This is a genomic window from Alteromonas marina (genome assembly GCF_000808575.1).
GTDB lineage: Bacteria > Pseudomonadota > Gammaproteobacteria > Enterobacterales > Alteromonadaceae > Alteromonas > Alteromonas marina_A.
Window position 1 is genome coordinate 536133 of sequence record NZ_JWLW01000012.1, and the last position, 21320, is coordinate 557452.

The window sequence follows — 21320 nt, forward strand, 5'->3', positions numbered from 1 at the left end:
AGTAGCGTGAATTCTTAATTACGCTTTACAGTTTTTGAATTGGCAGGTTCAGTCGCTGGAAATTTGAATGGTAAAAACGTTTAACGCTTGCCAGTAGTGCAGAAAGTTCCCCTCCCATATCTGGTAAATATCCAGTGCAACCTCTATTGGAAACAGGCCATGCAGGTTTTGAAATACACCAGCCTGAAAATCAAAATCGAGGTCTTTTGCTAATTCTGCAAATGGACCAATGCCTACGTAGGTAAAGTCGGTGATATAGCAGAATTGCCAAGTATCGCCGTACTTCTCTAGTCGCATTTCGACGGGATGAAATCCACCGCTTTCAGCTGAGTAGTTCGGATCACGAAAGTTGATGGTAATACTATCGCCAGTTATTTGGTGTTGAGTTAACAATTCGGCAATGGCATTGCTGAATCGTTTGGATACCGGCAGTGCCAGTTCTTTATATTGAATGTTCATGATATTGGTCTTTTTAATGGATTGTGAGAAAAGACCTGTAAGTACTTATCCTGCTGAAAATACTAATTTAATGACATACACATATAAGGAACTCTCGTATGTCACTTCAACTAAGCTTCTCAAATATCACTACGCCACTTGATAGCCGCTTTACGCAGTTTCTGTCTGCACTATTCCGGCAAGAATGCGCGGATGATGCCGAACACATGGAACTGGTTTTTCAATTTCCAGACCTTGAGGATGGCATTAGCGATATTTTCCTCCTCCACACCCGCGCAGCCGAAGGCTCAACTCACCTGATTGATAAACTCTATTGCATTAGAGAAACCAAGCAGGAGCGTTTTGTCTGGGCCTATGTCGGTAGCGGTAGTTGCCTAGGCTCAACACTCATTGTGCACCATTGCGAAGAGCCCAAGTCTGTGGATGAGGTATTGCACTATTGGCAAAACAAGATGCTGGCTGACATCAACAATCAAAACATTGATATCGACGTTAACCTAGCGGCGATAGAAGAAACGAATAAAGTTGCTTTGCATCTCGCTGGTTGAGGTACTTACAGGTTACTAACGGCAGGTCTGTGGGGCATGGATAAGGTCACGCCACAGACCTGGTTTACTTATGCCTTTTTGCTCGCATCTGGTTTAGTTGGAGCTTTCTTTGCTGTCGGTGGTGCCAGTAAAAAAGTATCCAGCTCACCTTTCTCGGTAGCTTTGATGATGGTGTCGATGAGCTCAGGAAGCTTGGCTTTATCACCAACATCGATGGCATGTTTATCCTTTTGTAATTCAATGGATTTGTTGTTGACCTTTATTTCGAGGTAGTAATGACCGTCGCTGTCGTAATACCACGGCCTAACGGTAACTTGGCGGCGTTGTTTTTTGCGCTCGCCGGTAACAGGGTCTTTCACCATCTTTTCGCGGTACGCCTCAAACGGACGCTTTTCTATCATGCAGGTAGCCAGCTCTTGTTGCTGTTCCAGCTTTTCAATGAGCTTCATGCGTTTACCGATGACCGGAGGTTTAGGCTCAATTTTAGGACGAGCGATGACCTTGAGCGTACTCAATACAGATGTAGTCATAATGTTTACCTTTTAGGTTAGTGAGGGCGGATAAAGCCCATTGGGGTTTGTGGTTGTTTACGTTGGTTTTCCTCTGCCAACAGCGTGATAGCAGAGAGTCGGTGGTTCTGTTTAGGCCTAAATTGTTTGCGCCTTGCCAGTATGGCGAAGTCACCTGGAGTTAATTGTTTGAGTGTGGATAAGCGTTGTTGCTCTGCTAGGCTTAACCGTTTGATACCAAGTACCTGCCGGTATAAGGCACAGACTTGTTCCGGTTTCAGGTAATTGCATTCAAGCTTAAAATCGAAGCGCCTAAGTACTGCTTTGTCTAACCGGCTATCAAAGTTGGTGGCAGCAAAAAGTGGTTGCGTAAAACACTCAATTTGCGTCAGAAATTCGTTAACCAGTTGCAGTTCATGGTGTGCTGTTAATGTCTCTCGGCTGACCAATAGGCTATCGACCTCATCAAGCAAAATGACCTTTTCTTCAACGTGTGCGCGGTGAAAGAGTTCTGCTACGTTTTGTTCGCTTTCGCCTACCCATTTGCTGAGTACATCGGAACACTTCACACGAATAAGGTCGCGCTGATTGGTTTCGGTGAGGTAATGCGCAAAGGCGGTCTTACCGGTGCCGGGTGGTCCTGATAACAATACGCGAGCAGGTTTGTTGTGTTTTAGTGCGAAACTGACTTCATCCAGATAACTTGCGGGTTGTTTTAAGTTCAGCAGTGACGCATCAAAGTCTAACTCGCCTTGATACTGAGCTTTGCTGTCCCACAATCCTGATGCGTGTAGTGTACTTTCAATAACGTCATGTATCGTATTCTCAGCGTCTGTACGCGCTATATTCAGTGTTTTCGCGACATGTGTCGCATTCGCTATCAGTGCCGGTGAAACATTGTCGATACGCGTTATATTGCGCTTAAAACGCTCTGAAAGACCCAGGCCTTTGAAATGACGTTTGCATACATGCTGAATATCTTCTGGCCTAGGTGATGGCACCTCAGCAACCAACTTAAACCGGCGAATGAAACTTGGCTCCAAGCACTGCACATGGTTAGTGATCCAGATACACGGTATGGCATTTTGCTCGATAAACCGCTGCAAGTACTCCTTGCTGTAGTGATTATCAGCTAACTCAAAGAGATGTTCACATTCATCAATCAATAGCACCGCATTACTCGGTGCGCTGAGTAAGGCATTGAGTAACGATAAATGCCGTAGCCTGTCTTTACAGGGATAGCGTGATTCCAATGCTTCATCAGGATTTTGCTTTACCATGCCTGTCGAGCGGACCTCATAGAGCGTACAGTTACAATACTTGGCTAAGCTTCGTGCCAGCTCGGTTTTACCAGAGCCTGATATACCATGAAGCAAGACGCTGGTGCCGACCTGTGCTTTCCTCATTGCCGATGACAGGTAATCACCTAGTAGTGCGGTATTCACCTGAGGAAAGTTACCGAGTGCAAACTGCGCCTTTTCACTGGGTTGCAATAATGGTTCGATTAGCTGCTCTCTTGAATGCAATTTGTTTGTAAGCAGGTTAAGCAACATTGGTTGCGGTAACTCACTGCCATCGATAACACCGAAGTCTTTGTCATTCAGCAAACCAAACTGCATTAAACTTTCAGCAATAGCATTGAAATCCGATACCTTGAGGCCAGTCATATCCAACAAAATACTGTTTAATCCGGTATAGCTGTCTTGGATATCCAGCATGTTCACCACACTTTGAAACCACGGGTTTGCCTGACACAGCAATGCAAACTGAATCAGTTTGTCTGCACCTCTCGGCAAGTTGAGCAACTTACGGATAAAGGTGCAGTTATCTAAAAATACCTTGGTTATTTTTGGATGCCGGTCGTCAATGCTTAACAAGGCAACGAGTGCCTTTTTAGTATGTTTCGACACCGATTTGGACGTTGGTTGTCCTCGTAAATAGGTTAAGACCTCTGGATTGATAAAATCGTCATCAATACCCACCGCATAACTTAATAGCCGCTTAGTCCACTGACAGGACAGATAGTGCAACAGGTGAGGATTGTTTAATTGCCGTTTCAACATACCATGCCTCACTTCTGCTTATAGCTGAGTTGAGAAGCCGCCTTTTGCATCACTTGTTGGTCGCGCTTGTCATACATAATAGTGGTGGCAATATCGGCATGACCTGCCATCTGGCGAACGGTATTTAAGTCTACATTCTGCTCCAGTAACCGTGTAATAAATGTCCGGCGCAAATCATGAGGTGACACACCTTCTACACCAATGGCGGCAAGTGATTTACGGATTAGCGAATAGATAAAGCTCGACGATAATTTGCTGTCATGCTGAATATGACCTCCACGCACAATACGCACAAAAAGATAGCCATCACCATCCCCGCGAGCCTTAAGCCAATCCAGCAAACCTATTGCTGTCCATTCTGGTAGGTACACCGTTCTGCTCTTATTCCCTTTGCCTTTTTCGATGTGTAAGGTGTTCGCCTCCACTGAAAAGTCACTGTATCTAAGTGCCACCAATTCACTTCGTCGCAATCCTGAACCAAGTAAAATAGTCACTATCGCCGCGTTACGTTTGCCGGTAGCGGACTTATCAGCATTCAGATGTTTTAGTAGTTTATTGACCTGCTGAGCGGTTAACGGTGTGCCTTTGTGGCTGCCGTGTTTAACCTTTGTGATAGCTTGCAGTTGTATTACCTGTGCTTCTGGTGCAATACCCGTCATTACCGCCACTTTGACGATATTGCGAATGGCTGTCATCGCACGGTTAATTGAGCGAGCTGACCAGCCTTTTGTTAACAGCATCGCCTTGATATGGCTGGCCTGTTGATAGTCAATATGATGAAACCTTTCTTGCCGTTCATGTTCAGGCCAGTCAAGCATGGCTGCAATACTGTTAAGCTGTGAGGCAATGGAACGCTGACTATTAGGCGCAAGACGCCCCATATACAGCGTGTAAGGACATGCTGCATCCATTGAATTGCTCCGAATTTATATGATTTTGATGAAAATTAGGGATTTGCTTGGATAAGCTATTTACAAGCTAACAGAGGATTTAAGGCAGGAAAACGGCTGTTTTGTACCGACTTAATATACATAATTGCAGTCGCGAATTCGCGACTGCAAAAAGGTTTTTTATGATACTGATCCTACTCTCCTCCGTACCTTGGGTTTCATCGCCCTTTTTAAACACTTTTTATATTGGCTAACACCAACGTTAGATTTGTAATTACGCAATAGAAACCTTAGTGATCGCTTCTTACTTTCCAAAATTTCCGCAATCAAATTTCTGGTAAGTGAAATTTTTCCTTCATCATTCAACCATTCTGCAAGACTGCGCAAGTAGAGGTCCATTTCTTCTTCTGTTAAATCATCACTAGAATTTGATGGAAACTTTACTAAAGTACCTGACGATGGCAATTGCTGATGGCTGCATGAAGATTCATTTTCTGCATTGTCATCGGAATTAGACTTAGAGCCCGCATCATCTTCATCGAAGTTAAAATCACTAAAATCCTCATCTTTTGGCGCGGTTGACGCACTGCTCTCAATTGTTCGCTTTTTTCTGGCCTCTTTTTGAGAGTTACCTTCATACTTTTCACGAATGTAGTCCAGTATGCGAATAGCAGTAAGGTCATCTCCTTCTACCTTTTTAATATACAGGTCATCATATACGGCCTTAACCCTTACCCTGTATTCTTCATCCGTACGGCTATCACTAGATATTCTTAAGAAAGCATCTAAATGAGACGATGGCATTTTGCCAACTTCCTCAAAATTGCCATTGTGTACAATAAGCTCTACTTTTGCTCTGTTTACCTGTTTGTAACACTCTGCCGTACACTTGCTGGTTATCAAGTCTGAATTAAACAACTCTTTGCTGCTACCAAAGCCCAACTCTGCATACCAGCCAAAGGCAACTGATAGATAAAGCGTCTTTCGTTCCTCAACCGCTCCTTTATCGATAGCTCTAAATCTCGCTCTTTTCGCGTCGCCATCCAAATTCATATACTTAGCGGGAACACTATCCACATCACAGAGAGTTTTTAACTTTTCCCGTTCATATTCAAAAATTTCATCATATGTCATCTATATATCCAAAAAATCGAAAAACATCTTCATTACAGATAGTTGGATCCAAAATATATTGATAATGCTGTTCTAAAGCGTCATGACAAATATTCATTATCGCAACCATTCTCGCTCTGGTTCTAATTAACTTATCAAGGCCAATTGAAATTTCTTGTTGAGTTTTATCTCTTATAAGAATCCTAAAAACTTCTCGCTTATCTTCTGGAGATAACGCTTCAAAATATTTAATCGCCCTTTCCTTTTTGTTCAACCCCTCTTTCTTTTTCCTTAAAGCCTTTTGCTTTTCTTTAGCTTCGCTTATGTTACATACCTTGCACATTGCTTGATAAACATTATAAAAACTCCACTCCCCTCCATTAATTTTCATCATTTTATCAAGTCGATTAAATATTGTTGTATCGTGCCTAATACTTTTTAATAAGGAAGCTGTTTTATCATCCAACTTACCTATGCCGGAATCACCCCAAAGTAAAACTTCAGTTCTTGCCGACTCTAAAGATTTGTTATAAGCACTCCAACAACTCGGATGCAATTCTTTTAAAAAAGCTACCATAGTTTTATAACTTTCAATTTCGTAGCCTTTACATATAAAAATCTCATACAGGCATGACCTGCTTCCAAATGGTGACAACTCCTTAATTTGTTCTTTACATTCAAAAAAACGGGACGAATCCATAACCATATTATTTTTAATGGGACTTTCATCTTTAAAAAAATCAAAATCAGACATAGGCACTCAAAACAATTCCAACGCTATTAATAATAGCGCAATTGAATATTAATTATTTGAGCTTCGCATTTTGCGAACCTTTCTATTTCTAGATTCTCAAATCACGAACGTTCGCGGATCACGAACATGATTCGTGAATAAACTGTTGAATATCCCGATCGCTTTAGGTACTTTCCTAGTAAATAGGAGGGAAATTGTTCATGGCAAAGACAAAAGGTTTATATTTTCATAATACGCGCAGAGGCCTAATGCTTAGATGCATAGTGCACTTTAGTAACAATAAAGATGATTCAGTGTTCAAACTGAAAAAGCTCGATGTGGAAGTAGGCATTTACTTAGCTACAAGAGGAAAATCAAGACGAAGAGGCGGAAAATACTTTTATTCGAATTTAGAAGTGTTGGCTAATAAAGTATCCACATTTTCTAATAGAAAAAAAATTAGTACAAATGCAATTTCTGAGTCTTTAACCTCCTTGGACAAAAATAATATAATAGAGTACAAAAAAGATAAACCTAACAACCCAGAAAAACACAAGGAAAAAAGAGGGATAAAGATCACATTATTTGACAAGGATCATTATAAAAAAACATTGAAAAACCTATAAAAACACAATTAAAAAACAACTAATAATAATTTCATTATTAACGCTGTACTAATTTAATAGTGAGATTATTATGAATCAAAATTTTAATGATAAAATAATAGAAACTAGTTCGTTTATATTGTCTAAAGCATTTAAAAAACCTGAGATACACGCGATTTTATCTATAGATATGATCTCTGTAACTATCCCATTATCAAAAGAGCAAGCAAGGAAGTTTTACAGTTTGCAAAAGTATAGGACGGCAGACTACCGGTTCAAGTTAAAACATTTAGATGGTAAAGATGCTGGGCAGCAAAAGTATAAGCGCAGATTGGATGCTAACTTTTCTGATGGCTCTACGCTGAGTATATTCTTATTTGGATTGAATGAACTTCAAAATCCAGTAAAAATATTCTTTAATCCGAATAGAGTCAGCCTCAGAAATGCTGCGACGATCTTGCAGCTTATTCAGGATCTTCTAGGCCATTGCAGCTATCAACTTTCGATGCTCAGTGGCAATGTAACGCGAGTTGATTACGCGCTTGATCTCCCGAATGTTCCATTTAGACATGTGATAACTGACTATGCCTACTCTCCCTCCTACTATCCATTTTTTGAGCATGATTCGAGAACTGGCTATCGATATGGTGATAAAACTGGATGTCCAATCAGTGCGTATGACAAGGCGAAGGAACAGGGTGGTCAATATCTCGGTTTTACAAAATACACCAGGATAGAAAAGCAACAAAAGCCTAGGGTTAGAGGGGCAAAGTCAATGTTCAAAGTTGCTGAGATGGATAAGCAAAAATACTCTTTTCAAGGCCTAATATTTTACGATCCAAACATTCTGGTAAATATGCCAAACCGTGTATATACACTTATAGAACAGTTTGGTATCGGAAAAGCTTTAACGTTGCTCGACGGTTCTGACCATCGAATACTTAAAAAGAAAATGGAAAAATACCGATTAGATCGCGGAGCAAGTTTCAAGTCCGTACTTGAGAATACTTATCAGGAAAGAATGAACCACCTTAAGCTACTTCTGACAGAGCCTCAAAGGTTTATCACTGATCATGATAATGTGAAGTCGCGAATTCGCGACTTCCAGAGTTAGTAAAAGTAGTAACGTTAATCTGTATTAACGTGACCCACTCACCTAGAGTAACTTATGTACTTTAGGGTATATCGCGCTAGAACAAGGAACCTATCATTCCTAGGCTGAAGTTTATTTCACTTAATGTTAATCTCTAAAAGTCGTAACAATTTTCAAGTTCGATGATGTCTTTCTGAGTACTGCAATGATCAAAGGTTAATGGTCAAAATGAAGATAAAAAAATTAAAGTTAAAGAACTTCAGAGCATTCGCTTCATTCGATGGAGAGTTTCAAGAAGATATCAACGTATTAATTGGCCTCAACGGACACGGAAAAACCTCACTTTTAGATGCGATATCAATTGCATATGGACAGTTTTTCACAGCTATAGGAACGGCAGTGGACAGAGGAATTAACGACAGTGAAATTCACCTAAAGAGATTCAGAAACGATGATACTTATTCCATGGAGCTACAATTCCCCGTTGAAGTTGAGTGCGAGTGTTTCGGCTCTTCAAGGTATGAATTTCCTAGTCACTGGCTGCGAAGGAGAACATCTCTTAAAAGCAGAACAACTCAAGTAAAAGAGTTAAAAGATATAGGTAAAGCATTACAAAACGAAGTTCAAAACAATTCGCATGTCCCTTTGCCTGTTTTTGGTTTTTACGGCACTGGTAGGCTTTGGAAACAAAAATCTCTTTCCTCTAAAAAAGTTGAATCACTAAGTAGTTCTAGTCGACTTGAAGGGTACAGAAATTGTATGGATCCTGAATCGAGTTATACTGCCTTCGCCAAATGGTTGAAAGACGAAACTCTAGCTGATATTGAAAGAAGGCTTAGTATCATTGAACGCTCAGGTTTCAATGCAAACTCCGTAATTTCAGGAAATACTGTTAGAGGCAGGTTACTAAAGGCACTTGAGAACGCAGTAAATTCAGTACTACAACCCAGTGGATGGACGAACATACGTTACAGTGCAACTGAAGGTGATATAGTCGCAACACACCATGAACAAGGTGATATTTCCGTATCTAGTCTAAGTGACGGTGTTAGAAACATGATCGGCTTGGTCTCGGACATTGCTTACCGGTGTATAAGATTGAATCCTCAGTTAGAAAGTGAGGCCATTTTAGAGACTGAGGGAGTTGTTCTGATTGACGAAGTCGATATGCATTTACATCCTCAATGGCAATTAAATGTTGTCAGCAGCTTAAGGAACGCATTTCCAAACATACAATTCATCGTTACAACCCACAGCCCTCAAGTGATCGGTGGAGTACCACCAGAAAATATAAGTTTAATTAGAAAGCAAGGAAATGATTACTTCTTAGAGAGCCCTAAACAAGCATACGGTCTTTCCAGTAATGATATTTTGGATGAAATAATGTCTCAGTCATTACAAAAGACGAGCCTTTCTCGAAATGAACACGTCGAAACAAAACTCAAAGAAATACAGAATCTTATAGAAGAAAAAAACTACGAGACTGCAGAGAAAAAAATTGAAGCATTAAAGTTAGAGTTAAACGGTGATATTCCAGAGCTAATAGAAGCGACTATATCTATAGATCTTTCTAAGTGGGATGATTAAGGATGTATGAAATCAAGAAAAGTCCCCAACCTAATTCATTAACAACATACAAGTATGATCCAAATGCTTCCTATAGCAACCTTCCCGCCGATGTAAAAACAGAAATTAAAGAATCTTTACTGGATGAACAAGGCCAGTTATGCGCATATTGTATGGGGGCGATTAAAATTGATACGATGAGAATAGAACATTGGGCATCGCAAACCAATAACGCTAATTTGGAGTTGGACTACTCTAATATGCTTGCCTGCTGCCAAGGAAATGAAGGACAAAATCCGAGTTTTTATATATGTGACAAAAGAAAGGCAGATTCTGATTTAAAATATAACCCAAGCAACCCACGTCACTCTATTTTAACTAGGCTTTCTTATGATGGTCAGGGCCAGATAAAATCTCTTGAAGTTGATTTTGACAAACAACTAAATGTTGTTTTAAACCTTAATGAAACTCGCCTTGTAAAAAATAGGCAATCTGCAAAAAAAGTGGTTAATCAACTCCTAAACAAAAACTCAGGAACCCGTAAAAAAAGTACTATTCAAACATTGATTCAAAACCTAAAAAAACGAAACGATAAACACAGCTTCACACCTTATTACGGCTATTTAATCTATTACCTTGAGAATAAAATAAGGTGACGGCTGTAATATAGTCCTTATATAGAATATTTGGTAAATCAACCTCCTCGAACAGGTAAACACCGCAAAGTAAAAATTTAAGTAAATTAGTAACGTGAATAGCTGTTCACATCACTGACCAGAAAAAAAGCTTTATATTCAAAAGCATAGTAAGAAAACTCTCATTTTCGAACTTGTATAATCTATAAAAGAAATCTCCTAAGTACTTTACTGTGGAGGTTTAATTAGATGAAGAAAGTTTTTACTGGGCCTAAGGTCCACATTTCAAGCGTAATCGACACGATTACGTGTCTGCATCAAATGTGTGATTACTGGGACTTTATAGTTAACCCGGAACGTCAGCAGAAGATAACAGGCTCGAGGTTAGTAGATTCGGCTATTCACGGCCTATTCCCTGGCGATTTAATCTGCACTATCTCTGAATCCGATATATACGGGGATGCGATTGCAAGAGCTCTTGCAATATCGGGCTATAAAGCTGGCAAAGACTTATTGGTCATAGGTTTTCCGCATTACATTAGGGACTTCTGGTGTGAAATATTGGCTAGAGAATCTGGTTTTAATCCGTTGCAGGTAAAAAGCGCAAAACTCAATGACTTCGAATGGGCAAGGCTAGATGAAGTATTTAAAGAACTCAAGCTTAGTAGTCCAATTTACTGCTCCAGCATAGCCAGCTTTGAGCCCGCATATTTGGAACGCAAAATACGTGAAGCAAAGTCGTTATATCCTGATATACAGGTAATATTGCTTGCTGGGGTCAATACCAATGATCTTCCTCAGCATATACTCAATGAGCCTTTGGGCGACTGGCTAAAGAATATTGCTTTAGATACAGGCGTATCTATGATCGTATCGATTTCCAATGACTATGTATGTGATAGTTCAATCTCATCAATTGAACAGCAACTTCCTCGTGATTGGGAAATTCCGGTGTTTGCCGATGCATTGTTGTTTTGTAAAAAAGAGGAACGGTGTGACTCAGAGGCTATTGGGCTTGGCAGCAATGTATACTTGTACCTTAGAGGAAGGGTTATATCCGAACATATGCGTGTCCCATTGAAACATGCTCGCCTTGCCCAATTAAAAGATGCTCACTATATTAATTTAGAATCACAACCAATTGATTTAATTAATCATAATTATGAGTTTATAATTTAAGAAAAGGATTTTAAAACATGGATAAAAAACCTAACATCGCACATTCTGAATTTCCAGGCTTTAATACTCATAGAGGTATTATGTTATGCGGATATGAGTGGGGCCATACAAAAGAAGAACAAGAAATAGAGAAAGCTAGCGAAGGAAATGGCCTGTTTTTTGACGAGTACGCTACCTGTACATTTTCAAATCAAGCCCCCCGTTATGGTGATAGAGCCTTGTCATGGAAGTATCAAAGGATGATAAAGAAATGGTTCGAGATGTGGGGTTGTCCTCTCGACTCTAATGGCTTGGGCCAACCTTTAGATAAGAAAATTGTGCAAACAAACTGGATGGATACTCAAGGGCACAATACCACCGACTCTGGTAATGGCATGAAGTTGTCTCAACGGCTGATCTCAGAACATCAGGTAAATAACTTCCTCTTTCACATCGAGTATTTCAAACCTAAATTAATACTATTACTGGGAAGAGAGCTTATTGCCGCCTTAAATAACGATCAGGTTAAACCGCAATTTGAGGCCATTGTTGGTAAAGCAAATGGCTACCCAGAGGTTATACAAGGCACACCACCTGGCACTCGGTTTAAAATTTTCTTCCAAGATTTCGTATCAGGGAACAATGATTCCACTCATGTAGTATGTTTACCCCACCCCAGCGGATCGAGAGGTGTAAAGGATAGCTATATGCTTCAATTTAAAGACCGGATGTACCCTCTTCTATCTGGATTTGTAGAATAACAAAAGTAATGATGGCCCTATCAACACTCTCCCGAGTTTAAGTTGGCGGGCCGCTATCCAATTCATAAGGAAGTGCTATGGCCTTAACTCAAATGCAAATAATTCAATCCCTTGGGGAGGCCATGTCTTGGTTCGAAAGGGAGTTAACGTGGGGTGTACCACCGACTGAACTTCGTCACCTTATAGGTCGAATCGGCGAGCTATATGCTGCCCTTATAACCAACGGTCAAATGGCAACAGAAGTAAATCAGCAAGGCTATGATGTCGTAAGTGCGAACGGCGAGAGAATCTCAGTCAAAACGACAGCTATGATGGGCTCTACCGGACATATAGCTTTCAACCCTAATACACTAAGCTCAGTTGACCGCATTATCATTTTAAGAATAAACACTGACGAAATGCAGATTGAGACTCTTCTTAATGAAGATATAAAAGTCGCTGAAAACTTAATGCGTCAGATGAGCGGTACTAGCGGAAAGGTGGCAATTTCACTGTCAAAACTTATTAGCCCAGAAAAACCAAAGAGCAACATCAGTGTATTAAGCTCTGTTCAAGTCTCACCGTACACAGTCAGAGAATTGGAAAACGGTACGATTGAAGTTCTAAAGGATAACGAACAGGTAGTTCCCGCCAAACCGGTATTGCGCGAACTAGCGAAGCAGCTCAATATTAGTATCCTTAACAGTGCCGGAAATCCAATGAATACCAGGCAACTTGGTAGCCTAATTATCAAAACAATTAATAGCTGAGCAATAAGCTAATGGAAGAAGTTATTCTGAAACTTGGTGGCGAAGGTGAAACATTATCTCTTATAGGAACTAGAGGCAGTGATGGTTTAAGGAAATATCACATACAAACAAATTCAGCAGCCTTAACAGAGTTACTTTCTGAAAGCGATGATTTGCCGCCCCCTAGCAACTCCCTTGTAAAGGTAAGCACATGGAAAAAAGCGTGCGACTTGCTCGAACAATATCCGAATTGGTACAAGCTTCATCACATAAAAAGTCATCCTGATTTCAGTTCAAGAATCTATAAACTTATTACGTCTAAAGATGATGCCTCAATGCGCCATAACTGGATTAAGGATATATACGAACCGGAAAACGCTAGTGTCACTTCAAACGACTCTAAATTTCATATTAATGAACAACTTAATGCGATTAGTATTGATAAAATTAAGGACCTGTATGATCAATATAACGATCTCATAAAGCTAGAGATTGAAGAATTTGGAGTTAAAGCTACTGAAGTTCGTCACTTAATAGGTCGACTCGGAGAATTTTATTGTGCACTGCAAGTTGAAGGTTCATTAGCTTCCAGGGCTAATCAACACGGTTTTGACGTGATATCAAAACAGGGTAAAACGATCAGCGTAAAGGCAACGGCTCAGACCAGTGGGTTCGTTGCAATCTCAGCTTCTACAGCAGGACTAGCTGACGAGCTAATGATTATTCAATACAAAGCCGGTAAACTAAATACCGTCTATCATGGTCCAATGGAGCTTGCCCTAGACTCAGCCCGCCATTATCCAGAAAAAATGAAGTTCGAACTGGATATTGGCAGCGCGAGAAAATTAGAAAGTCACAAAAATCAAATTGCCCGATAACTGAACTGAAGCCAAAAAATCTACAACTGGTAATAGCGCATTTTATCCATCCCCAAAGTTTCATATGTAAATTTTAGTGCTTCAGGTGACTCAGGATTATCGTGGCCCCTATGCCAACGAATTTTTATCCCTAGATACTGAGCCCAGGCGATCCCCTTTGTAAACTCTTTCCATCTGCGGCACTTTGCTGCCGATTCGACATATTGATTAACCAAACCATAGTGATCACCGCCGATCTTATACTTTGAGTTGTCAAAAGCCTTTTTATAGAAGGTAAAGGCTGATTCATCGTCCCCCTTGCGGTAGTAATATACAGCTTCACACCAATTAGCTAACCATTGTAAATGCGGTTCTAAATCAAAACTATGCAACTGTTTTCTGTAGTCTTCAATTGACTCTAGTGTACTGTCACTATCCTTTCTCAAGGATACTCCCAACTTATGCATTCTTTCATAGTTATCGGGCTTTCGTTTATCAAACGCAGCAGCCTGCTCACGCAAATTATGTGCAGTAATCAGTCGATTCCAATTTAGGCCGATTTCTAAACAGCATTTTTCCCAATGGCCACGGAGATTAGGATTTACATCGTTTAGAATTTTATCTTTCTTACCGTAAAGGAAAAAAAGAAAATCAGAGGAATAATATAATTGTGCCTCAGCTGACTTAACACTTTCTCTGTCAAGCCACTGACAAGTAAGGTCATACGAAGACTTTCCAATAGCCGCGGAAACAATGACTTGCTGCCTCGCAAATTCTGAAAGTTCTTGTACTTTCGATTGCCCATAATTTTTTTCAAGAACATTGAATGTATATGTAGAAATTCGGGCTAGCAATAATGCAGTTTTGTATCCTAAGGCACGCATACCATCGGCTGGTAGACTAAACCAGTCATGTTGATTCAATGAAGTGTCTAAATTCGAGAACAATGCATGTAAGGATGGCAATGAGCGGCCCGAGCACCACCCTTGCACATTTTCCAAATTTTGAGCATATGGAGCTTCAAAATTATTCTTCGTTAAGCAATGAAAGCTACGCTGAGATATTTTTATATCTTTATATATCCAGTTCCAAACTTTCGACAATGCGGTATTTTTGGTTCCAGCGTTATAAGTTGGCAAAAATACCGAAGGTTCTGGCAGCCAGACTGACAATGGATAGAGCCTAAATCTGCCAGCATGACAAAACAAGGATGAGAGTAATGAAGGAAGAACCCGATAAAATGCCAACCATTCGATATTCGCTTTTTTATTTAAAAAGGTCGTGAAAAAAGTCGTGCTAGCTCGGTACTCATCAAGGAAGTCATGTACGACCTGAAACGTAACTGCTCCTATATGATTTCTCCCACACGCCTCATTGACAATATCGGCTAAGAGTTGAATAAGTTCATCTAATCTTTCTTGTATGTAAGACTCTTCTTTTGCTAAGCGCTGCAGAGTCTTTTGAAAAGTCTTCTTTTGCTTTTCATTAACAATTCTGTGGCCCTTGTCGTTTTTTTGTGGAAATACCCCAAATGCCGAAAATATCTCATTAACGATTTCTCCGAGGGTGGGGAAATTAATGTCTTTGCCTGCATCCATATTTAATTATCCCCGCCAAAAGGCGGGGATTCTCCTTATCCTTTAGCATTTCCCCGATTTTTACCAGAAGACTTACCTTGATTCTGAGATGGCCAGTTTCCACCAGGGCCAGGATGAGTCGATGCGGGGCGTGAATTACCAGATTTAGCTTTAGACATATCATTTCCTTAAAGTTTAAATTAAGCAGCAGTATTGCTGTCGCATTAAAAATATCTAAAGCCGAAAAATGTCACTACCTGAAAGTTGGCGACATTAAATACAACCGCGCTTTTTGTACTCGAGTTCCCATTCTTTAAAGCGTTGTTCTAGAACTTTTTTGGTTCGCTTTTCTCTAGCTAAGGCACGCTTACTTTTTGGTTTTTCTTCGCTATTTTCAAAAGTAACACCTGACAACTCTTCTTCGAACATACTCGGAACGACATGGCTGTAATGCTGTTCAATCATTGCCGTACTTGTACCACACTGCCTTGCCAAAACGTCCATACGAAGATGGCGGCTAAGTAATTGCCAAGTAATATAGGTATGTCTCAGGGAATAAAGCGTTCTGGGGCCATCAGGACTATTTTTGAGATTACATTCATCCAAAGCTGCACTAAATGTTCTGCCTAGCTCTTTGGTTTCAGTTCCGTCAGCCAATCGAAATAGCTTGTCAGCAGGTTTTCTATTAGGGAATCTGTCTCTCAGCTCCATCAGGGGATAAACAATCTCATCTTTACATACCACTGTTCGTGTCCCGGTATGCTTGGTCGTCTTCCCTTTCCGAATCTTAATTTTAAATATCACTTGGTGATTTTGACGAGTCATTAAGATATCGCCCCAAGTAAGCTCTTCCATCTCAGTGCCAGGGCGAATACCAGTATTAATCGCAACGTCAGAATAATCTAATAGTAGCTGTCGGATCTGGCGTGTTTTATCCTTGCGACTGTTGTCACGCATAGATTCTAAAGTTTCGATTACTTTGTCATATTCATCTTCAGTAAATGCAGCTCTTCTTGAGCCCTGCTCTCCTTTGGCTGTTAGAACGGGAACTTGTACTGGAAGCATCCATTGGTTTTCAATAGCCTCTTTGAAGACCATTTGTAACGCTGCGTTATGGTTCAAGATGGTGGACTTGTTCAGTACTTTACCGGCCTTTTTAATCCGCCAAATCTCAAACTCTTTAATTTTTTGCTGATCGATAGAGGTAATGAAGGTTCTATCAAAGAAAGGGATATGGTACTTGTTCAATGCGCCAACATAGTCTTTATAGCTAACTTTACCACCGCCATGAGCCAGTTCATGCTCCATACTTGTTATGGCCTTATTGGCAACATCTCGGAAACGTTTACTTTTGGTTAAAGTCCCTGTTTCCGCCTTTATCTTCCATTCCATACGCAGCAGTCTGGCTGCAGCGATGGCTTCATCTTTGTCGGTTTGTTTAGTTGATTTGCAGTGCCACTTACCGAATAACTGGAAGCGTGCATACCACTTCTTACTGTTGTCTTGAAGGAAGACGTAAAGAGAATCGTCGATATTGTGTCTATCAATTTGAGTAGCCATGCACGCCTTGCTTGCAAAGAAAAATATTGCGCTTACGAGGAGTATAAACGGCTGACAGCAAATATCTACCTGTTTTTAAAGGAATAATTTAAGTCACGTTAACACACATTAACTAAACCTATTCGTTGACTTTATTATAAATAAGAACACTCGCTCACCAGTTTTATACAGAAAAACGTGCAAGTTCGGGGCAAACACCTATGCTGATTATAGATACAACCACTTAAATATTCCCGTCAAGTCGCATAAAATCGCTTGGTTTAATATAAATTATTCATTTTCTAGTTCAGGGAACCTTAGGTGTCCGGTTTTTATTATTTCTTCGCCGTTTATTATTAATGTTATAGTACCTGCTCTACCTGAATTACCTAAAGAGCCGTCAATACCTGGATTTCCTGGCGAGCCGTTTTGACCAGCAACTCGCCCCCCTCCTGAACATAGACCTGGCGCGCCCCCCCTCGGACCGCCTCTTCCAGGTGTCCCAGCACGTCCAGCGTCGCCTCCTCGACCGCCATTCCCACCTAATGCAAAGACTTCAATACTTGAGGATTCATTTAAACTATCGATGACAATAGTTACGTTGCCACCATCGCCACCATCGCCACCATCGCCACCATCCCCACCATTCCCTCCATTTCCTCCATTTCCTCCATTTCCCGGGCCACTCTTACAATCAAAAAGTCCAGAAACGCCACTATGACCGTTTCCTCCGTTTCCTCCATTGCCGCCTTTACCGCCTTTACCACCGTCACTTCCGCTCCCACCGTTATTAAACATTTTCAAATTTCCGCTGAGAGAGCCGATTTCGAGCCTAATTGCATTTGCATCAGCCCCATTTAAGCCTGGAGCTCCGTTTGTACCATTACCACCGTTTTCTCCAGGTTTGCCCATTTGCCCGTTCGCTCCGTTCGCACCTATTGACCCGGGTTTACCTTCTGCCAGGCTATTGCTCATACTCCGCGACTTAATTTCTGCACCAGGATCGACAATTAATGTTCCAGTTGAAAAGTCTTGCGCTAAGATGGGTTCTCCATTACGCAGTCTCATGATGACCAAAGAATCAGGAGTTTGTCCCAGTAATATTGGTTCTATGCATTTTGCGAACAACGATATTCCAGCCTCCTTTTGCGACCCGATAAGATTCAAGTAGCCACTTAAAGTAGGCCACGGCTTGCCAGTGTCCTTTGCTGTTATCACAACATCGTAATATTTCAGACTATTTTCAAGGAGCAATTTGTCGTAGTTATCGCCACATTGAAAAACTAAATCATTGTATTCCACTCTTTCAGGGAACTGAGTAGCTAATGACCTATTAGAAGCTGTCAACGTTCCAACAACTACAATGAAAGTTAAAAGTTTAAATTTCATTGGTGATCTCCTATTTCTTTGGTTCTATGCTGTTCTCGTATGTGAGAGTAGAAGATATTCTCTTCAATATGGATATAACCGCATCAACTGAAAAACCAGCTACAAGTGACAGAAATAAAGGGCTGGCAGTTACATCTGGTGAAATAGGGACTGAAACATAACCGATAATTAAACCAGAGATAGCCCCCAGGCAAGAACGTAACCAATATTGAATAGCATCTGCTGTAGTTATTTTTACAATGCCGCCATTATCTTGCTGATATTTACTAAGTATTTCCCATAGTGCGAATATGCAAGCGCCAAAAAAGCCAAACGCTATTGGTAAAAAATAATTGTTTTTTTCTCTGACATCTTTTTCTACGGCAAGTCTCAATATCTCATAGAAATATGTCTCTGAGTTTTGTTTCCCCTGCTCTGCATTTCTATCTGAAAGCTCAAGGTAACCGTGTGTGAGGCTTTCACAAGGCAGACGCTCTTCGCTTGTTAAATACTGCAGAGCAAGCGAGCAAGATAAATTAAAAGTATTGTAAACGCTGAAAAGTGTTGCATCACGCTGGTTTCGCCTATTTATCGCTGCTATTACGAACTTTTCTCGGTCTTCTCGTGTCCCTATGCACTCAGGCTCAACAGATACTATTTCGCCAATATCAACTGAAGGCCAGTTACAAAGTTCCGCATCTTCGGAAGTACTTCTTGGCAAATTTAGTCTATTTAATGCTTCGAAAAACTCCCTTTCAGTGGCATTGAATTTTTCCCTATGTTCAAAATTTTCTGCCACTGACTTTGATATTCCAGCTAATGCAGTTCTAGCATATACTACGTCAGATGCAGAAAATATTGACCAAATTAATAGCGTAACAAATGTAAAAACCAGTAACAAAATAGAAAATGTCGGGACGGTTAATGCAGTAAATTTTGTTTGAATGGGCATTTTTCGAAACCTTCCTTAGCTATCTGTGTCACCATGTTCAACGTCAATGGCGAACTTGTTTTTTTTAAGGGTATTATTTATAGATAAAAGATTTTCCTTCAAAGACTTCTCATTGATTCATGTTTTCAATTGTTTTGTCATTTCCTTAGGCTCGACGGGAAGTATATTTTTGACTCACCAAAGCCCGGCTAAAAAAGATAACGAGCATATAAGATTAGTTGCCTCTCAAACCATACTTTTCTAGTCATGACAAATTGAATCAAAAAAGCAACATAAAGAAGCTAACATCATGAATTTCTAGACTTTTTTATTCGCTCATACTTTAATTGGCAGATACCTAGTTCACCCTGTTTTTCCTTACAGCTTAAGACAATATAACGACCACCTGAGTTAATTTCTTCAGTTCGCTCTTTACAACGTTCGCAAGGCACCTCTTCAGTGTATATTTTGTCACTCATGACATCTCCTCATTTGCTAATTTACAAGCATGTTGACTGTGTTTTTCCATTAGTAAGGAGTGTTCGCTAGAATTAGGTTTTTTTCCAACTTTTAGTTCATCTAAATACACTGCAATAAGGGCAAGTAAGTTTTCTGCGTTTTTGGTGCTAGTATAGTTATTTAACTTATCCTCTACCTCACTTGCATCTACAAATAGTTCTGCCGTAGACGCTGAGTCAACAATACTTTTCCAGTTAGCTGCATTAGTCATTCTTAACGCACAAGACGTTAGATTAGATAACGAACTTGACTGTCGTCTATTACCATCGTCATATTGCTCCAGTGCCGATTTAGCTCTTTCTCTAAACGCTTCCTGTACAATATCATCAGAAGCCAATTTCTTGGCCGCTACTCCTGTGGCAAAATATTGTCCATTCGTAAATTTGGCTCCATCTCTGGAATTAGATATTGATGTGTCAATGCTAGCTAATACTGATGAATAAATATCTTCACCGTCAGAATTCTTTCTCAATGGGATGTAAGAAGCCTCCTTTCTTCGATAACCAAGTAAGAATGTTGGGTTTGTACTTTCCACTCCAATTTTAAAACCTAGGCTTGTGCTCGTACCGAAAAAAAGAGTTTTTTTGTCTTCTTTACTATTCGTTTTGAGTTTGTCTTGGTCACCTTCTTGATATCTTTGGGCATTACCGTCAACAACCAAGTTAGCGGCCTCTCCTGTAGCATAGACCTGTTTAATTTTTGGATTGAAAATCTCACCGCTCGAGCGGAATGAGCCCACAACAGAAGGAACACTTCCATTCTGATAGTTTGGACCAATAAAACCTTCAGTGCGATCGTATGCAAATGATACTTCTGACGGTGTGGAGTCTACATCAAGAACACTTATTGAGGTTTTGGTTACAAAAACAGCTTTATCAACAGTTGAGCATCCACTAATAAATGCAAAACAAACTACTGTAATCCTTAATATTTTATTCATCTTCCATTCTCTCGTCGGTAAGGCATTGTTTCTTTTTCAAGTCTAGCTCGTTTAATAGCAATACATTGTTTTTAAGATATGTATTTGTTTCACGCCCATAGCCAAATGCTACAAACGATTGTTCCGATGAATTGAAAAACATTAACCCTAAAGCTGAGACATCTACAGTCTCATCTGCAAACAAAGTTCGTTCTTCAATAGATTCAGTTTTAACGTTGACGAAACCAATTATGTTTTTATGACCATTTTCATCAACGTACGTCACTGCGCAACCAGGCAGTAACATGGATACCATTAAAAGTAGAAAAAAGGGGAGTTTGAAAGTTTTCATCCCTAAAGTGATTTCCTCGCAATCCTAGCTTGATTTTAGTTATGACTGGCAAAACTGTACAATATTTGACCGCAAATTAAAATATCGAATATACCTACACTCACATAAATTCAATCAAAACACTCAAGGCATTTGACACTGGTAATATAAACAAGAATTTTCTAACCAATAAAACTATTTACTTCGAGCTAACGTGCTTTAGGTAGTAAGCCTACAATTAGCTAATTAAATTGCTCAAAAAATTAATAGATTTATATGCAAATATGCAGGTATTAAACAAGCAGGTATATGGATTGATTTGTTTTACTTATTAGATTAGAAATGTCGACTTGCAAAGAATTTGCAAAGCGCTTATAAAACAATTTAACCATCTGAATTAAAATAACTATTTTATGCG

Annotated in this window: 22 protein-coding genes; 9 read left to right on the forward strand and 13 right to left on the reverse strand. The window is 40.0% G+C overall.

The window, feature by feature from the left end; translation table 11 throughout:
- Positions 1 to 48: 48 nt before the first annotated feature.
- Positions 49 to 459 carry a DUF2787 family protein gene (locus tag RJ41_RS07960; RefSeq protein WP_039219055.1) on the reverse strand — a complete coding sequence of 137 codons (411 nt, stop codon included), beginning with the start codon at positions 457 to 459 and terminating at the stop codon, positions 49 to 51.
- 98 nt (positions 460 to 557) lie between these two features.
- Here RJ41_RS07960 and RJ41_RS07965 point away from each other — a divergent pair, with 98 nt between their 5' ends.
- Positions 558 to 1007, forward strand: coding sequence for a hypothetical protein (locus RJ41_RS07965; protein WP_039219057.1), 450 nt, complete (start codon positions 558 to 560; stop codon positions 1005 to 1007).
- A gap of 68 nt (positions 1008 to 1075) precedes the next feature.
- On the opposite strand, the gene RJ41_RS07970 is transcribed toward RJ41_RS07965, so the two are convergent.
- From RJ41_RS07970 to RJ41_RS07990, 5 genes are all read right to left on the reverse strand, one after another.
- Positions 1076 to 1537 (reverse strand): DUF6641 family protein, encoded by a 462-nt coding sequence (locus RJ41_RS07970; protein ID WP_039219058.1) that lies wholly within the window; start codon positions 1535 to 1537, stop codon positions 1076 to 1078.
- A 17-nt stretch (positions 1538 to 1554) separates the two neighbouring features.
- The gene (locus tag RJ41_RS07975) at positions 1555 to 3579 is read right to left on the reverse strand and encodes an AAA family ATPase (RefSeq protein WP_039219210.1); all 2025 of its coding nucleotides are present in this window, start codon (positions 3577 to 3579) and stop codon (positions 1555 to 1557) included.
- Positions 3580 to 3587: 8 nt separating this feature from the next.
- On the reverse strand, positions 3588 to 4490 hold the full coding sequence (locus tag RJ41_RS07980; RefSeq protein WP_039219059.1) for a tyrosine-type recombinase/integrase: 903 nt from the start codon (positions 4488 to 4490) through the stop codon (positions 3588 to 3590).
- A gap of 159 nt (positions 4491 to 4649) precedes the next feature.
- Positions 4650 to 5603 (reverse strand): hypothetical protein, encoded by a 954-nt coding sequence (locus tag RJ41_RS07985; RefSeq protein WP_039219060.1) that lies wholly within the window; start codon positions 5601 to 5603, stop codon positions 4650 to 4652.
- A complete protein-coding gene (locus RJ41_RS07990) occupies positions 5593 to 6336 on the reverse strand; it encodes a hypothetical protein (RefSeq protein ID WP_039219063.1) in 744 nt (247 codons plus the stop codon). The genes RJ41_RS07985 and RJ41_RS07990 overlap by 11 nt, the downstream gene beginning before the upstream one ends.
- A 200-nt stretch (positions 6337 to 6536) precedes the next feature.
- On the opposite strand from RJ41_RS07990, the gene RJ41_RS07995 reads away from it, so the two are divergent.
- The 8 genes from RJ41_RS07995 to RJ41_RS18690 all read left to right on the forward strand — a co-directional run bounded on the left by RJ41_RS07995 (position 6537) and on the right by RJ41_RS18690 (position 13739).
- Positions 6537 to 6941: a hypothetical protein gene (locus RJ41_RS07995; protein ID WP_039219065.1), complete on the forward strand. Its 405-nt coding sequence runs from the start codon at positions 6537 to 6539 to the stop codon at positions 6939 to 6941.
- 70 nt (positions 6942 to 7011) lie between these two features.
- The gene (locus RJ41_RS08000; RefSeq protein ID WP_039219067.1) at positions 7012 to 8034 is read left to right on the forward strand and encodes a hypothetical protein; all 1023 of its coding nucleotides are present in this window, start codon (positions 7012 to 7014) and stop codon (positions 8032 to 8034) included.
- 207 nt (positions 8035 to 8241) lie between these two features.
- Positions 8242 to 9600 (forward strand): AAA family ATPase, encoded by a 1359-nt coding sequence (locus tag RJ41_RS08005; protein WP_167334066.1) that lies wholly within the window; start codon positions 8242 to 8244, stop codon positions 9598 to 9600.
- A 2-nt stretch (positions 9601 to 9602) separates the two neighbouring features.
- Positions 9603 to 10235 carry a retron system putative HNH endonuclease gene (locus tag RJ41_RS08010; RefSeq protein ID WP_039219069.1) on the forward strand — a complete coding sequence of 211 codons (633 nt, stop codon included), beginning with the start codon at positions 9603 to 9605 and terminating at the stop codon, positions 10233 to 10235.
- A 228-nt stretch (positions 10236 to 10463) separates the two neighbouring features.
- A complete protein-coding gene (locus RJ41_RS08015; RefSeq protein WP_039219073.1) occupies positions 10464 to 11393 on the forward strand; it encodes a hypothetical protein in 930 nt (309 codons plus the stop codon).
- Between the two features lie 17 nt (positions 11394 to 11410).
- The gene (locus tag RJ41_RS08020; protein ID WP_039219075.1) at positions 11411 to 12133 is read left to right on the forward strand and encodes a hypothetical protein; all 723 of its coding nucleotides are present in this window, start codon (positions 11411 to 11413) and stop codon (positions 12131 to 12133) included.
- A gap of 77 nt (positions 12134 to 12210) precedes the next feature.
- Positions 12211 to 12882 (forward strand): DUF6998 domain-containing protein, encoded by a 672-nt coding sequence (locus tag RJ41_RS08025; protein WP_039219090.1) that lies wholly within the window; start codon positions 12211 to 12213, stop codon positions 12880 to 12882.
- Between the two features lie 11 nt (positions 12883 to 12893).
- The gene (locus RJ41_RS18690; RefSeq protein ID WP_052235425.1) at positions 12894 to 13739 is read left to right on the forward strand and encodes a DUF6998 domain-containing protein; all 846 of its coding nucleotides are present in this window, start codon (positions 12894 to 12896) and stop codon (positions 13737 to 13739) included.
- A 20-nt stretch (positions 13740 to 13759) separates the two neighbouring features.
- On the opposite strand, the gene RJ41_RS08035 is transcribed toward RJ41_RS18690, so the two are convergent.
- The 7 genes from RJ41_RS08035 to RJ41_RS08065 all read right to left on the reverse strand — a co-directional run bounded on the left by RJ41_RS08035 (position 13760) and on the right by RJ41_RS08065 (position 20923).
- Positions 13760 to 15316: a hypothetical protein gene (locus tag RJ41_RS08035; RefSeq protein ID WP_039219092.1), complete on the reverse strand. Its 1557-nt coding sequence runs from the start codon at positions 15314 to 15316 to the stop codon at positions 13760 to 13762.
- A gap of 252 nt (positions 15317 to 15568) precedes the next feature.
- A complete protein-coding gene (locus RJ41_RS08045) occupies positions 15569 to 16855 on the reverse strand; it encodes a tyrosine-type recombinase/integrase (protein ID WP_039219095.1) in 1287 nt (428 codons plus the stop codon).
- Between the two features lie 270 nt (positions 16856 to 17125).
- On the reverse strand, positions 17126 to 17902 hold the full coding sequence (locus tag RJ41_RS18695; protein WP_156964766.1) for a hypothetical protein: 777 nt from the start codon (positions 17900 to 17902) through the stop codon (positions 17126 to 17128).
- A 331-nt stretch (positions 17903 to 18233) separates the two neighbouring features.
- Positions 18234 to 19154 carry a hypothetical protein gene (locus RJ41_RS08055; RefSeq protein ID WP_039219097.1) on the reverse strand — a complete coding sequence of 307 codons (921 nt, stop codon included), beginning with the start codon at positions 19152 to 19154 and terminating at the stop codon, positions 18234 to 18236.
- Positions 19155 to 19441: 287 nt separating this feature from the next.
- Positions 19442 to 19612, reverse strand: coding sequence for a hypothetical protein (locus RJ41_RS19045; RefSeq protein ID WP_156964767.1), 171 nt, complete (start codon positions 19610 to 19612; stop codon positions 19442 to 19444).
- Positions 19609 to 20592, reverse strand: coding sequence for a hypothetical protein (locus RJ41_RS08060; protein WP_052235427.1), 984 nt, complete (start codon positions 20590 to 20592; stop codon positions 19609 to 19611). The genes RJ41_RS19045 and RJ41_RS08060 overlap by 4 nt, the downstream gene beginning before the upstream one ends.
- Positions 20585 to 20923: a hypothetical protein gene (locus RJ41_RS08065; protein ID WP_039219099.1), complete on the reverse strand. Its 339-nt coding sequence runs from the start codon at positions 20921 to 20923 to the stop codon at positions 20585 to 20587. Before RJ41_RS08065 ends, RJ41_RS08060 begins: the two co-directional genes overlap by 8 nt.
- Positions 20924 to 21320 lie beyond the last annotated feature (397 nt).

Bases quoted from the DNA above. Each gene is read 5' to 3' on its own strand.
- RJ41_RS08005 (WP_167334066.1), top strand. From the start codon at position 8,242: ATGAAGATAAAAAAATTAAAGTTAAAGAACTTCAGAGCATTCGCTTCA.
- RJ41_RS08000 (WP_039219067.1), top strand. From the start codon at position 7,012: ATGAATCAAAATTTTAATGATAAAATAATAGAAACTAGTTCGTTTATA.
- RJ41_RS07970 (WP_039219058.1), bottom strand. From the start codon at position 1,537: ATGACTACATCTGTATTGAGTACGCTCAAGGTCATCGCTCGTCCTAAA.
- RJ41_RS08020 (WP_039219075.1), top strand. From the start codon at position 11,411: ATGGATAAAAAACCTAACATCGCACATTCTGAATTTCCAGGCTTTAAT.
- RJ41_RS07990 (WP_039219063.1), bottom strand. From the start codon at position 6,336: ATGTCTGATTTTGATTTTTTTAAAGATGAAAGTCCCATTAAAAATAAT.
- RJ41_RS08035 (WP_039219092.1), bottom strand. From the start codon at position 15,316: ATGGATGCAGGCAAAGACATTAATTTCCCCACCCTCGGAGAAATCGTT.
- RJ41_RS07965 (WP_039219057.1), top strand. From the start codon at position 558: ATGTCACTTCAACTAAGCTTCTCAAATATCACTACGCCACTTGATAGC.
- RJ41_RS18695 (WP_156964766.1), bottom strand. From the start codon at position 17,902: ATGAGACTGCGTAATGGAGAACCCATCTTAGCGCAAGACTTTTCAACT.
- RJ41_RS08055 (WP_039219097.1), bottom strand. From the start codon at position 19,154: ATGCCCATTCAAACAAAATTTACTGCATTAACCGTCCCGACATTTTCT.
- RJ41_RS08065 (WP_039219099.1), bottom strand. From the start codon at position 20,923: ATGAAAACTTTCAAACTCCCCTTTTTTCTACTTTTAATGGTATCCATG.
- RJ41_RS08045 (WP_039219095.1), bottom strand. From the start codon at position 16,855: ATGGCTACTCAAATTGATAGACACAATATCGACGATTCTCTTTACGTC.
- RJ41_RS08060 (WP_052235427.1), bottom strand. From the start codon at position 20,592: ATGAATAAAATATTAAGGATTACAGTAGTTTGTTTTGCATTTATTAGT.
- RJ41_RS08010 (WP_039219069.1), top strand. From the start codon at position 9,603: ATGTATGAAATCAAGAAAAGTCCCCAACCTAATTCATTAACAACATAC.
- RJ41_RS07995 (WP_039219065.1), top strand. From the start codon at position 6,537: ATGGCAAAGACAAAAGGTTTATATTTTCATAATACGCGCAGAGGCCTA.
- RJ41_RS08015 (WP_039219073.1), top strand. From the start codon at position 10,464: ATGAAGAAAGTTTTTACTGGGCCTAAGGTCCACATTTCAAGCGTAATC.
- RJ41_RS18690 (WP_052235425.1), top strand. From the start codon at position 12,894: ATGGAAGAAGTTATTCTGAAACTTGGTGGCGAAGGTGAAACATTATCT.
- RJ41_RS08025 (WP_039219090.1), top strand. From the start codon at position 12,211: ATGGCCTTAACTCAAATGCAAATAATTCAATCCCTTGGGGAGGCCATG.
- RJ41_RS07975 (WP_039219210.1), bottom strand. From the start codon at position 3,579: ATGTTGAAACGGCAATTAAACAATCCTCACCTGTTGCACTATCTGTCC.
- RJ41_RS07960 (WP_039219055.1), bottom strand. From the start codon at position 459: ATGAACATTCAATATAAAGAACTGGCACTGCCGGTATCCAAACGATTC.
- RJ41_RS07980 (WP_039219059.1), bottom strand. From the start codon at position 4,490: ATGGATGCAGCATGTCCTTACACGCTGTATATGGGGCGTCTTGCGCCT.
- RJ41_RS07985 (WP_039219060.1), bottom strand. From the start codon at position 5,603: ATGACATATGATGAAATTTTTGAATATGAACGGGAAAAGTTAAAAACT.
- RJ41_RS19045 (WP_156964767.1), bottom strand. From the start codon at position 19,612: ATGAGTGACAAAATATACACTGAAGAGGTGCCTTGCGAACGTTGTAAA.